This window comes from Paenibacillus sp. SAFN-117 (assembly GCF_051966115.1).
In the GTDB taxonomy this organism is placed as follows: domain Bacteria; phylum Bacillota; class Bacilli; order Paenibacillales; family NBRC-103111; genus Paenibacillus_L; species Paenibacillus_L residui.
In genome coordinates this window covers 34,013-45,916 of the sequence record NZ_JBQCLK010000010.1, presented here as the reverse complement: position 1 = coordinate 45,916, position 11,904 = coordinate 34,013, and the positions used below count along the sequence as shown (strand labels likewise).

Below are 11,904 nucleotides of genomic sequence, written 5' to 3'. Positions count from 1 at the left end.
AAACCTCTAAGAGCTCGCTTCAACTATCCGACAGGAGTGATAACAGGTGGGTAAAGAAGGCAATACCATTTACTGGCAGGCGCATCGCGGAGGAGGAGCCTACGAAGCGCCGGATAATACAATGGCAGCCATTCGCTACGCCTGGGAATTGGGCGGCATTCCCGAAGTGGATGTCCGTTCGACCCGGGACGGCGTCATCATATGTTTGCATGATGCGACACTGGAGAGGACTACGAATGCTCCGGATGAGATCAACACGCTCCCCGCTTCGCAGTTGACCTTCGAGGAAATCCGTGCCTGGGATGCGGGAATCAAGTTTGACGAGAAATTTGCCGGAGAGAAAGTGCCGTCGCTGGAAGAAATGTTTCGTGAAATGCAGGGACATCCCGAAAGGATGGCTTACCTCGATCTGAAGGAAGTAGACCTGCAGCAGCTAGGGGCCATGATTGACCAGTATGGTGTAAACAAACAGGTCATATTCACCCATAATGTTCAGGAGAACTGCAAGAAGATGAAGCAAATCACCCAAGGGGTCAAAAGCATGCAGTGGGTCGGAGGAAGCCCGGACAAAATCCGCGCCACCTTCGCCGATGTTCTGGCCTCCGGCTTCGAAGGCCTGGATCAGGTCCAAATTCATTTGCGCAGCCAGGAAGGAGCCTCGGACTGGCCTTATGTTGTGGACCGGGAATTTCTGCAATATGCGCTGGACGAAACAAGGAAGGCCGGAGTAGACCTTGAAGTATTGCCCTTCGAAATAGAAGGGGGAGCTATTCATTCTCTGTTGGATCTGGGCATCCGCTGGTATGCCACTGACGAGCCGGCTAGGTTCCTGCAGTGCATCAATGAGTGGAAGGCTCAGCAGTAAAATCACCCAGCCAGACGCCGCGCGATGACCGAAATAGACATAAACAAACGCATGTATGGAACGGTTCCATACATGCGTTTGTTTTATAAGGCGTTGCTGCCGTTAGATATAATAATGCAAAGGGTATGTCCGATACTTGGCTCTCGGCATGCTGCTGTTCAGGATGACCCGGCAACCGGGTCACCTGTCCGTCTTAAAGCTATGTTTGCAAAACGAGGTCTTCAACTTTGTGATCTTATCGGATTGATCAAAGAATACTATAGAACTAACGTGGATTTTATATATAGCGGTTGAAGTCTCCTATGGTACTCCTCTTCCTAATACAGGAACCTAAACTTGTGCTCCTATAGCCGTGACTCATCCGCAACGATGAGCATCGCGACAAGACGGCTTCGAATAAGCCTGGATGGAGTCCAGGGTTTCTGTGTGACAGCCTGGTGCGCATTTATGCATCGAATCTCTGATTTTCCGGAGAAAATCCACTTTACGGTTGAATGCGGGTACAGGACAGGTATAATGAGGTAGAGTTTATTAGGCAGGTGCATCACCGCCGGACTCTTGCCAAGGATTGGACAGTTGTGGGGGGAGAAATCTTTTGAACAACAGGACGTTATTAGTCGCACTTGGAGGAAATGCCATCCTTCAGCCCAAACAGGAAGCGACCTTCGAGAATCAACTGGCCAATGTAACTGCAAGCTGCAGGATTCTGGCCAAATTAATCCGCATGGGCTACCGATTGATCATTACTCATGGCAACGGGCCGCAGGTGGGGAATATTTTGCGGCAGAACGAGGAAGCCAGACAGGTCGTGCCACAGATGCCGTTGGACGTTTGCAGTGCGGAGAGCCAAGGGCTGATCGGTTATATGATACAGCAGGCGATGCGTAATGAGCTGGAGCTGCTGGGAATTGATAAGTCCGTAGTCAGCATCGTGACTCGTGTAGAAGTTTCATCGGATGATGAAGCTTTTCGAAACCCGACGAAGCCCATCGGGGCCTTCTATTCCGAGGAAGAGGCGCAAGCATTCATGCAGGAGAAGGGCTGGATTATGAAAGAGGATGCCAACCGGGGCTGGCGCCGAGTCGTTCCTTCTCCGCTTCCGCTGCATATCATCGAGGCCGATGTAATAGCGAAGCTGCTGAACGAGGATCAAATTGTGATTGCCTGCGGAGGCGGGGGAATTCCGGTCGTGCGCAAGCCGGACGGGACTTACCGCGGTATCGAAGCGGTCATTGATAAGGATCACAGCGCTTGCAAGCTGGCTCAGGAGATTGGAGCCGATGTACTGCTGATTCTGACGGATGTAGACAATGTCTATATTCATTACGGCCGTCCCGGGCAGAGGGCGTTAACCAGGGTCACTCCCCCGGAACTGGAGAGGTTCAGGCGGGAGGGACATTTCAGCGAAGGGAGTATGCAGCCCAAGATCGATGCGGCCTCCCGGTTTGCAGACTCCGGAGGCACCTCGATCATATGCTCGCTTCATGAAGCGGATCTTGCCCTGGAAGGAGAGAGGGGCACGCTAATTATGAAAGCAGCGGACCACGCTTAACTGGCGGGTCCGTTTTTTGTAGGGCTAGGTGGAAAATTTAGAGGTCAGGGCAAGGTTTATTGTCTGCTGTCCCTCATCGTATTCAATGCCGTCGTTTATTTTGAATTGCTGGATTTCCTCGTTAATGGCAAGCATTTGCTTATCCAATTGATGAACCAGGGCGGCCGATTCCCGAAGTTGATCCGTCAGCTCCTTGGGAATTTCTCTCTGGAACTTATAGAAGATTTTATGCTCCAGACTGGCCCAGAAATCCATCGCGATCGTGCGAATTTGGATCTCTACCTTGACATGCTCTGTCCGGTTAGCGAGGAAGACCGGGATTTCCACGATTAGGTGAAGGCTTCGGTAGCCGTTGGGCTTTGGATTTTTTATGTAATCTTTAACCTCGACCATATAAATATCGCTTTGTTTGCACAGGATGTCCAGAATTTTGTAGATATCGGTCGTAAAGGAGCAAATAATCCGGATTCCGGCAACATCGTGAATGTGCTTGCGGGCACTCTCCAAAGAAACCTCCAGGTTCTTTCTCTTAAGCTTTTGTACAATGCTGGCCGGTGTCTTCAGGCGCGATTTCAAATGCTCAATCGGATTATAATTATGGCTGAATCTGAATTCTTCGTTCAAAATTTTCAGTTTCGTATTCACTTCATCCATCGCAAATTTGTAAACTAATAGGAAATCTTTCCATCCGTTTAAATCCTGGATGTCCACATTCATCACTCCAAAGCTTGTTTGCATTTTTTCCTATATTAAATAGACTCCCGTAATTATACATCAAAACAATTAAAGGAATATGAATAACTAATGAAAAGTGTCTTAAATTCAGAAAAAAAGGACCCTTCCAGTGAAGGGTCTCCATCAGGTTAACTGCTGAGTTTCTTTTTGATACGGAAATATTAATCTAAGTCGTAATCATCGTCATGGTCATCATCATGGTCGTCATCATAATCATCGTCGTCCCAATCGATAGAAAGGACCTTCCCGTTGCTCGCATCGATGGTCACGTCTGCCTCATTATAGTCTGCGATCACTTCTATTTCATAAACCAGCCGGTTGTCTTCTTCATCCAACTCGATTTCGGTAATGACAGCCCCGCTGATTTGCGATTTAACGATCTCTGCTGCCTGTTCGGCGGAGAGGGAGGGAGTCATTTTTGCCACATCGTCATCTTTCTTGTAACGATAGTTGTAATATCGATCGGGGTTATCCTTATATTTTACAAAATCAATTTTTGGATCACCGTAGCTGACGCCGTCCCAATATTTGACGACTTTCAGTATGTTCCCCGTATAGGCATTCAGATAGACATCGAATCCTAATCGGTCTCTTTCCAAATGGACTTTGTAATACTGAAAATTATCCTGCTGCTGCAGTTCCACGGAGGTAACCTCAGCGCCTGGAATATGCTTCTTGTTCAGCGCGATTTGCTTCGCCTGCTCCTCGGTCAGCATGCTTCTCTGTTCCTGGGCTTTAACCTGGGGCTCCGCCGCTTGGCTGACGGATGCATGAACCGCCATCGCACCGCCTGTCACAAGGACCACTGAAAGTATTCCTGCTGCTAATTTCTTCTTCATTATTAATTCCTCCTCGGTGTGTTGAATGGGTGCTTCGATTTATACTGTACCGTATCAATATGAGAAGAGAAGGAAAGTTACATTAGAAAATGATGAGAAAAAGGAGAGAGCCGTTCTGCAATGCTTCTGCTTTAATCATCCCAGGTAATCGACATCACTTCGCCCGAAACGGCATGAATTTGCACCGTAGCTTCCCGTTCGTCATCCGTTTCAATGTCAATCAGGTAGTAAGCCGCACTGTCTGTTTCCTCCAGGTCCGTATCTTCCACCTTGCCCTGCACATTAGAGAGAGCAATGACGATGGCTTCCTGCTCGGTCAATGTAGCTGCAGATGAGTTTCCTTTGGATAACAGTATCTTTCCGGTCAGGGCATCCACCATAATGACGGACTTGCCGGATTCCCCTTTGACTATGGCCTTGTAGACAGGGTTTCCATTCTGATAAATACGTTTGAAGAACTGGATATCCCCCGGAGCCTCGGATTGGATAATGGCTCTAATCTGATCGCCGCTGAGCTCCTCTCCATCAGCATGCGTCTGTCCCGGCATCGGCTCCGTATTCGTTCCCGCAGCGGTCCCAGGCGAGGGCTCTTGCTCTGTCGGCCAAGGGGAGGCAGCCGGTTCCAAAATCTCCAGCGCAGTTATATTTCCATTGGCGCCATCTACCTCCAGCCGGTAGATCCCGCCTTGATACTCAAGCTCCAAATTGTAGGCTTTGTCCTGCAGCTTTACCTGGCGGATCTCTCCGGGATATTGATTTAATACCGCTTCGCGGATCTCCTGCTCCGCCAACAAATCAGCCGGAGCCGCCCCTATCGGCCATTTGAGCCCCAGCGCCAATAACGCGATGAGGAGGACGGACAGGCCGACGGCCCCGATCCATCGCCACATGCAATCACCCCATCTCTTTTTATCATAAAATTATTAAAATGGGACACTTTACGATTTTTCATGAAAAGCTTCCGCCAATACCATCTTAATCATCTTCAGTTCTGGGGCTTCCCGCAAAGCACCCGGAATACGTTTCGAAGGCATACGTCACTTTGTGGGGTATTTACAGGGCTCCCCGCAAAGTACCCGGAATACGCTTCGAAGGTATGCGTCACTTTGTGGGGTATTACTTAAAGGTATCATGGAAAAATGAGAATTCGATGAGAATCGTACGGAAGATCGCTCAAGGCCTGATCAGTCCAAGGGCAGCCAAATGGTGGCAGTCGTGCCCAAGCCTTCTACACTTTCGAGTTCGATTCTTGCACCCATCGCCTCGGCCATTTCCTTCGCCAGAGATAAACCGAGGCCCGTCCCGCCCTGCTTCCGGCTTCTTGTCTTATCCACCCGATAAAACCGGTCAAATACCTTCGGAAGCTCTTCCTTCGGGATACCGATGCCGTGATCAAGAATTTTCACGAAGGCATGCCGCTCCCTGGTACCGGTGCTGACGGTTATTGATTCATCGCTGTATTTCCTGGCATTATCCAGAAAGATGAAGATCAATTGCTTCAGCTTCTGAATATCCACATACGCCATGATGGGCCCGGACGACTCGAACAGAACGGTTCGGCCATAAGCATTCTGGAACACTTTCACCGATTGCTGCACCAGCTCCTGCAAATCGGCCGGCTCGGGTTGAAGGTCCCATTGCTCGCTGTTCTTGGCCAGAAGCAGCAATTGTTCGGTCATCTCCCGCATCCGGACCGCTTCGGAATGTATCGCATCCACCGATTCCTCCAACAATTCCGGCCGTTCCTTTCCTCTTCGCTTGAGCAGACTGGAGTAGCTTTCAATGACCGTAAGCGGCGTCTTAAGCTCATGGGAGGCGTTGGATACGAATTGTTCCTGCTTCTCGAAGTTTTCTTCGAGCAAATCGATCATATGATTGAAGGACTTCCCCATCTCATACAGCTCGTCCTGCGACTTCTCCTTCAACGCCAACCGTTTGAATTTCCCGCTTTGCCGGATGTCGCGCATAGTCGAAATCATGGACGTGATCGGCCGCGTGAGCAAATTGCTGAGCCACCGGCTGGAGAGGAGAACCGGAATCATCGCAACGAGAGTAACCGCCATAAGCACGAGCCGCAGGACGGACAAGTTGTGCTCGATCTCGCGCAGGCTCTGCGATAATTGAATATTGACCACGCTGCCGTCCGGCCATATGACCGGAAGCGAGATGAACGTGTAGCTCTGCCCCTCATACTTCATAATTTCGCTGCGCTGGCGGCTCTCATAGTTCACCTCGAGCCTGCTCAATTGCTGCTGATCCGAAGAAGTGACAAGCGCCCTGCTGTCGCCGTCTTCCGCCACGATGCGGATCATTCCGCTGAGCGGGGCATAGGTGCGAAGCAGATCGTTCAGCGGAATCGTATTCGCCGATTGGGCTATGCTGCGGGCGATTTTATCCGCTTGCGCCTTCATGTTTGTTAATTCATTGTTCAAGACCAATGTATTGAACAAATAATAGATCAATCCGTTCATCAGGATGAAAAGGGTGATAAACAGAGCCGAGGAATACAGAAGTATTTTATTCCGCAATTTCATAGTGTCATTTATCCTTTAACACGTAGCCGACGCCGCGTACCGTATGGATCAGGGCGGGCTCGCGGCCATGATCGATTTTTTTGCGGATATACCGGATATACACATCCACAATGTTCGTCTCGCCCATATAATCGAAGCCCCACACCGCTTCCAATATTTGCTCCCGCTCAAGCACTTGTCGCGGATGCTTCAGCAGGTAGACCGCCAGGTCGAATTCGCGCGGGGTCAATTCAATCAGTTCTTCTCCGCGAAACACTTCCCTCGTTTGCTCATTCAATTTCAGATCTGCGCATGTCAGCCAATGGCCATGGTCCGGTTCCGTTACGGCCGGTTCGCGCTTACGCATCCGCAGCGCCGCCCGTACGCGGGCAAGCAATTCCTCGATTTGGAACGGCTTGGTCACGTAATCGTTCGCTCCCAGGTCGAGCCCCGACACTTTATCTTCCACGGAGCTTTTGGCCGTCAGCAGAATAACGGGAGTCGAGCCGTCCATGGAACGGATGCGGCGCAGCAGCTCGATTCCGCTTATTCCCGGCAGCATGACATCTAACAGAATTAAATCCCAACTCTTTGTCCGGTAGGCTTCCAGAGCATCCAGGCCGTTCCCGGTTTTCACGACCGAATAACCTTCGCTCTCCAGTTCAAGCTCCAGCAGCCTGGCGATTTTCTCTTCATCCTCAACAACCAGAATGGTTGCTTCCTGCCTTTCGTCCAAACGAACCAACCTCCTCTAGTGCGTCTACAAAACCCGGGAGGGCGGCCCCTTCGAGTCTTAATTGAGTGTACATCCATTTTAACACCGGATGTCTATGGATTAAAACCATTAAACCTTGATGGCCCGTCAGGGAAAGGAATAATTCTCATGAACGTCGAAGTATACATGACAGTAGCAGTAGGATGAAATTGGAGCTTAAAATATATATTCTCCCTAAATATAATCAGGCTGCCGATCGCAACTTTCCATAGGTTATTGTTTGTTGAGCCGAGGCATGCCGACCTAGCGAACCGCGCGATTACTTAAAGGCATTACACCCGTACAGCCCCAATGCAGTGAGGTATTAGTGACATTAAGGGAATTAAGGCACAAGGGGGCAAAAGGACATGCAAAACTGCAGGTCTTTTTGCAAAAATCCGCCAGATCCCGGAGAAGACGAGCAAAACTGCAGGTCTTTCACCACACAAACTCCAAAAACAAGCCAAATGACTAAATTTACCTGCACTTTCGCCTGTCATTTGCCGATTTCAGCCAAACTCCTTGAAAAGACCTGCACTTTTGCCGGTTCTTGACGCTCTCGACCGAACCACTAAGGCCGCACTTCACCGTACCCTAGGAACGCTCTTCACCGTACCACTAAGAGACTCTTCAACGGCCACTAAGGAAACCCGTTACGGAACCGCGTTCACACCGCATTTAAATGAAATTCATTCCTTATTAAGGAGGTCACACCCATGAACCTGTCCAAGGATGAGCAGAGGGAAAAATTGTACCGGCTGCTGGGCGATCTGCCTGACCGGGAGCTTCCCGTTAAGGTGCAAATGCTCGCGGAAGAGAAGAGAGAAGGGTATTACTTGGAGAAGCTGCTGCTGCATCTCAATGGAATCGAGCCGGTTCCGGCTTATTTTATCCGGCCCAAGGACGTTTCCGTCAAGCTGCCTGCCGTTCTGTTCAACCATTCCCATGGAGGAAACTACGCACTCGGGAAAGACGAATTGCTGCGGGGAAACAGCTACCTGCAAGACCCTCCCTATGCCGAACAGCTTACTCGGATGGGGTACGCCGTTCTCAGTATAGATGCCTGGGGATTTGGCGAAAGGAGAGGCCGGTCGGAGAGCGAGCTGTTTAAGGAGATGCTCTGGAACGGACAGGTGCTGTGGGGCATGATGGTCTATGACAGCCTGCGGGCTATTGATTATCTCACGACCCGCGATGATGTGGACGAGACAAGGCTCGCAACCCTCGGGATGTCCATGGGCAGCACAATGTCCTGGTGGACGGCCGCCTTGGACAGGCGGATCCGGGTATGCGTAGACATCTGCGGCCTGACCGACTATCAGGAGCTAATCCATACCCGGGGGCTGGACGGTCACGGGATCTATTATTATGTCCCCGGATTGTTAAAAGCTTTTACTTCCTCCGACATCAATGCGTTAATCGCTCCACGCGCCCATCTGGGACTGGCTGGGAACTATGACAAGCTGACTCCGCCGGCCGGACTGGACCGGATCGACGCCCATCTGCGCAAGATCTATCAGGAAGAAGGGCGGCCCGAGGCCTGGAAGCTCGTTCGCTGCCCGTGCGGGCACCTCGAAACAGCGGAGATGCGTGCGGAAGTCATTGCCTTTCTAAAGCAGTGGCTATAGGAGCGGCACTTACCTAAGAAAATGAGCTGTTGCGTCATGCCATAAGCGGACCATCTCGCTTCTGCAGATGGTCCGTGCTGAATTTCGAAGATACGAGACTGTTGGATTGTACTAAAGGTAACGTCCAAGTGTCGTACAGCGCAAGTGAAACGGTACGGACCTGAGAGACCCTATTTCGTCAAATTAGGCGGTTTTTTTAGACTAACGGACGCAGATTCGCTTATTTCATAGAATTCTCCTATTTTCGCCTGCATTTCTTGGAATAAGGTCTTCTGAGTCTGTTAAATTTGCCGGAAGGCCCCTCTAGACCGATTAAGGTCAGTGGTGTCCGTTATAGCCAAAAGCATGCAGGTTTTTCGCATGATCTTAGTTATTCATAGTTAATATAGATAGCCTCGATTTGCTAATGACTCCTTATTAAGCTTTCTAATTCATGTTTGGTCCGAAGTTTGGCAAGATCTTTGGACAGATGATCAGAGGAATGAATGATACCGTCTTTTCCATCCAGCTTGAACTTCCCTTGGAATACACCAAGAATAACATACGCATCTTCATTGGTTACAGGGCCCGTGTATTTTTTCAAAAAAAGGACAGCCCTATCCTTGTCCCGCAATATTTTATTCCCTTCAAAAGTATATTCAATATTATGGATGATTCCTCCCGTCTCCAGAATGACAATCCTCTCACCGGCCGGCTTACTTCCTTTATAGGATTGCTGAATTTTTGCCTGGGAGAGGGTAAAAGGAACATCTTCATACTTGAAGGATTTACCTCCGGTTTTTTCTACTTGGACAATGATATCCGCTCTTTGGCTTAATTCATCTATAGAAGAATAGTACTCGGAGAGTTCACCGGTAGAGTTGATAGCAAGCAGCGGGATGTTAGAAAAATAAACAGCGCCTGCCAATAAAACAACTGCGCTTAAAATCCACAATGTCTTATATTTTTTTAGAATTTTCATAGGTTAAATCACCCTTTCGAACTAATATAGATTATTTACCCCGTTGACATCATCCTGTTGGGAGCAGAGTGTTCTTTCAGGATTTCCAGCATTACCAAAGTCACTTCCTCCAATAAAAATATCACCACCACCGCCAAAGTTGTAGCTGAGATTGAGTTTGGAACCAGCATATTTCCAATCGTCTATAGCGTCAAGAAATAATATACCTACTTCCCCCATCCGAACAAATCCAACGAAGCAAATGATACCCACAGGTTTTCTCCCACTCCCCCTTCTTTCCCGGAAGCTCCTATGCAACAACTCACTCCCTTTCCCCCTTTACAAAAGCTTAGGAACCGTCTAACACGCACATAACAATCCCTCTGTATATTGAAATTGTAGGAAATGCGACAACGGACGGATGGATGTAGGATTTCATTTTTCACGTCCGTCTGATTTCTGGAGGAGGAGCATATCGCAGGATGGAAAAACGGTTCATTTGGTTCGATCTCGGCTATACCCTTGTACAAATGCAGAGAGAAGAGGATTACCAGACCTACTTGCGCGAGCAAGGAGCCGAAGCCAAGGCTGAAGAGATTGCAAGAGCCTACCATTTGGCGGACAAGCTGTTCATGCGGGAGTACACGGACGTACTTGGGGGTGAAAGGGGAACGTTTTTCCCCTGGTACATCGGCGTGGTGAATTATTATCTTGGCTTCCGCTTTCCGCTGGTCGAGCAGTGCCGAAGGCTGCAGGAACTGGGAAAAGAGAAAGAGCGGATGTGGGTTCCTTATGAATTTAGCGCCGCCTTGCTGGAACAGTTAAAAGAAAACTCATACGGCGTAGGGCTGATTTCCAACTGGGATCATACGGCCCGGACCGTATTGGAGCAATGCGGTTTGCTGCCGTATTTCGATCATCTTTTCATATCTGAGGAGCGGGGGGTGAAGAAGCCGGATAAGGCTATTTTCGAGATGGCGTTGAAAGCGGCGGGAGTGTCGCCCGAAGAGTGTGTCTACGTTGGGGACAACTATTACGATGATGTGATCGGAAGCCGGCAGGCCGGGATGGAATGCTGGCTGATCAACCGGTTTGACCGCTGCGGAATAGAGGAAATCGATCATGCGCCGGTCATCCCGTCGGCCCGGGATATTCTCGAGCTTCTGGACAGGCAGGCGGTTGGAGGGCTGAAGGGGGCTTCCCGGCATTGATGAGATTTGAGCAAAAGGTAGAGGCCGCTTTCGACGCATTAAGCCCCGGAATGAAGAAGATCGCTTATTTTGCGGCCAAGGAGATGAAGCAGGCGGCCATTACACCGGCGAGAAAGCTCGGGAAATTAGCCGGGGTCAGCGAAGCGACCGTCCATAGGTTTGCCCGGCAGCTCGGCTATGGAAGCTTCTCGGCGATGCAATCCGATCTGCAGGCGCAGGTGCTGGAGGTCAGACCTGTGCAGAGGCTGCTTCAATCGGCGGAGGCGGATTATGCGGCTTCCTGGCTGGAGGAGCATTTCCGCCTGGAATGCGATAATTTGCAGGCCACTGCCGAGCTCAAGCAGGAAGATCGCATAGAGGCTGCGGCGAAGCTCCTGATTCGGGCTAACCGGATCGCGATTGCCGGCTGGCGCGCCGGCTTGGCGGTCACCAGCCCCCTCTCCTACATCCTGAGATACATGCTCGGGGAGGGAGAGTTGATTCCCCAGGGAGAATGCGCCGAATTCGCCGCCCGGCTGACAGCGGGAGATGTCTTGTTCGTCTGCGGCTTTCCACGATACTGCGGCCGCACGATGAAGGTCAGCGAGGCGGCCAGGGAAGCCGGAGTCCCCCTCATCGCCCTGACCGATTCGCCGCTGTCCCCTTTTGCCAGACTCGCGGATGTGGTTTTGCTGGCTGCGACCCGGTCCGGCGGTTTTCTCGATTCGTACATTGCCCCGCTTGCGGTCGTGAACGCGCTCGTTCAAAGAATCGCCCGCTTGGACAAGGAAAGGGTCGCCCTGAATCTGCTGCGGACCGAAACCCATTTCCGCGGGTTCGATTCGCAATTCATATGGCCTACGGGCAGCAAAGAAGGGGAATAAAACG

The 11,904-nt window shown here is 50.4% G+C and carries 12 protein-coding genes; 5 read left to right on the top strand and 7 right to left on the bottom strand.

Annotation, left to right across the window (positions count from 1 at the left end; all coding sequences use genetic code 11):
* Positions 1-46: 46 nt before the first annotated feature.
* Positions 47-865, top strand: a complete 819-nt coding sequence (locus tag ACTHRH_RS08555) for a glycerophosphodiester phosphodiesterase (protein WP_379290716.1) — start codon at positions 47-49, stop codon at positions 863-865.
* Between the two features lie 595 nt (positions 866-1,460).
* Positions 1,461-2,417, top strand: a complete 957-nt coding sequence (gene arcC, locus ACTHRH_RS08550) for a carbamate kinase (protein WP_150960093.1) — start codon at positions 1,461-1,463, stop codon at positions 2,415-2,417.
* Between the two features lie 24 nt (positions 2,418-2,441).
* On the opposite strand, the gene ACTHRH_RS08545 is transcribed toward arcC, so the two are convergent.
* The 5 genes from ACTHRH_RS08545 to ACTHRH_RS08525 form a co-directional block, all read right to left on the bottom strand.
* On the bottom strand, positions 2,442-3,137 hold the full coding sequence (locus tag ACTHRH_RS08545; protein ID WP_370451778.1) for a GTP pyrophosphokinase: 696 nt from the start codon (positions 3,135-3,137) through the stop codon (positions 2,442-2,444).
* A 176-nt stretch (positions 3,138-3,313) separates the two neighbouring features.
* Positions 3,314-3,991 carry a PepSY domain-containing protein gene (locus ACTHRH_RS08540; protein ID WP_440415040.1) on the bottom strand — a complete coding sequence of 226 codons (678 nt, stop codon included), beginning with the start codon at positions 3,989-3,991 and terminating at the stop codon, positions 3,314-3,316.
* A 131-nt stretch (positions 3,992-4,122) separates the two neighbouring features.
* Complete coding sequence (locus ACTHRH_RS08535) at positions 4,123-4,881, bottom strand: PepSY domain-containing protein (RefSeq protein WP_440415038.1); 759 nt, start codon at positions 4,879-4,881, stop codon at positions 4,123-4,125.
* Positions 4,882-5,175: 294 nt separating this feature from the next.
* Positions 5,176-6,525 carry a sensor histidine kinase gene (locus ACTHRH_RS08530; RefSeq protein WP_379290709.1) on the bottom strand — a complete coding sequence of 450 codons (1,350 nt, stop codon included), beginning with the start codon at positions 6,523-6,525 and terminating at the stop codon, positions 5,176-5,178.
* A 4-nt stretch (positions 6,526-6,529) separates the two neighbouring features.
* Entirely contained in the window at positions 6,530-7,240 is a 711-nt protein-coding gene (locus tag ACTHRH_RS08525) for a response regulator transcription factor (protein ID WP_379290707.1), read from the bottom strand.
* Between the two features lie 734 nt (positions 7,241-7,974).
* On the opposite strand from ACTHRH_RS08525, the gene ACTHRH_RS08520 reads away from it, so the two are divergent.
* The gene (locus tag ACTHRH_RS08520) at positions 7,975-8,886 is read left to right on the top strand and encodes a dienelactone hydrolase family protein (protein ID WP_222126659.1); all 912 of its coding nucleotides are present in this window, start codon (positions 7,975-7,977) and stop codon (positions 8,884-8,886) included.
* Between the two features lie 403 nt (positions 8,887-9,289).
* Here ACTHRH_RS08520 and ACTHRH_RS08515 read toward each other — a convergent pair whose 3' ends face one another.
* Both ACTHRH_RS08515 and ACTHRH_RS08510 read right to left on the bottom strand, forming a co-directional pair.
* The gene (locus ACTHRH_RS08515; RefSeq protein WP_379290705.1) at positions 9,290-9,847 is read right to left on the bottom strand and encodes a hypothetical protein; all 558 of its coding nucleotides are present in this window, start codon (positions 9,845-9,847) and stop codon (positions 9,290-9,292) included.
* A 21-nt stretch (positions 9,848-9,868) separates the two neighbouring features.
* Positions 9,869-10,099 carry a hypothetical protein gene (locus tag ACTHRH_RS08510; protein WP_144936853.1) on the bottom strand — a complete coding sequence of 77 codons (231 nt, stop codon included), beginning with the start codon at positions 10,097-10,099 and terminating at the stop codon, positions 9,869-9,871.
* A gap of 209 nt (positions 10,100-10,308) precedes the next feature.
* On the opposite strand from ACTHRH_RS08510, the gene ACTHRH_RS08505 reads away from it, so the two are divergent.
* Positions 10,309-11,037, top strand: coding sequence for an HAD family hydrolase (locus tag ACTHRH_RS08505; protein WP_144936856.1), 729 nt, complete (start codon positions 10,309-10,311; stop codon positions 11,035-11,037).
* Positions 11,037-11,900 (top strand): MurR/RpiR family transcriptional regulator, encoded by an 864-nt coding sequence (locus tag ACTHRH_RS08500; RefSeq protein WP_144936859.1) that lies wholly within the window; start codon positions 11,037-11,039, stop codon positions 11,898-11,900. The genes ACTHRH_RS08505 and ACTHRH_RS08500 overlap by 1 nt, the downstream gene beginning before the upstream one ends.
* Positions 11,901-11,904 lie beyond the last annotated feature (4 nt).

What these genes read in the sequence shown, in the direction of transcription:
- ACTHRH_RS08530 (WP_379290709.1), bottom strand. Translation starts at nt 6,525, where the DNA reads ATGAAATTGCGGAATAAAATACTTCTGTATTCCTCGGCTCTGTTTATC.
- ACTHRH_RS08515 (WP_379290705.1), bottom strand. Translation starts at nt 9,847, where the DNA reads ATGAAAATTCTAAAAAAATATAAGACATTGTGGATTTTAAGCGCAGTT.
- ACTHRH_RS08535 (WP_440415038.1), bottom strand. Translation starts at nt 4,881, where the DNA reads ATGTGGCGATGGATCGGGGCCGTCGGCCTGTCCGTCCTCCTCATCGCG.
- ACTHRH_RS08540 (WP_440415040.1), bottom strand. Translation starts at nt 3,991, where the DNA reads ATGAAGAAGAAATTAGCAGCAGGAATACTTTCAGTGGTCCTTGTGACA.
- ACTHRH_RS08505 (WP_144936856.1), top strand. Translation starts at nt 10,309, where the DNA reads ATGGAAAAACGGTTCATTTGGTTCGATCTCGGCTATACCCTTGTACAA.
- ACTHRH_RS08520 (WP_222126659.1), top strand. Translation starts at nt 7,975, where the DNA reads ATGAACCTGTCCAAGGATGAGCAGAGGGAAAAATTGTACCGGCTGCTG.
- ACTHRH_RS08500 (WP_144936859.1), top strand. Translation starts at nt 11,037, where the DNA reads ATGAGATTTGAGCAAAAGGTAGAGGCCGCTTTCGACGCATTAAGCCCC.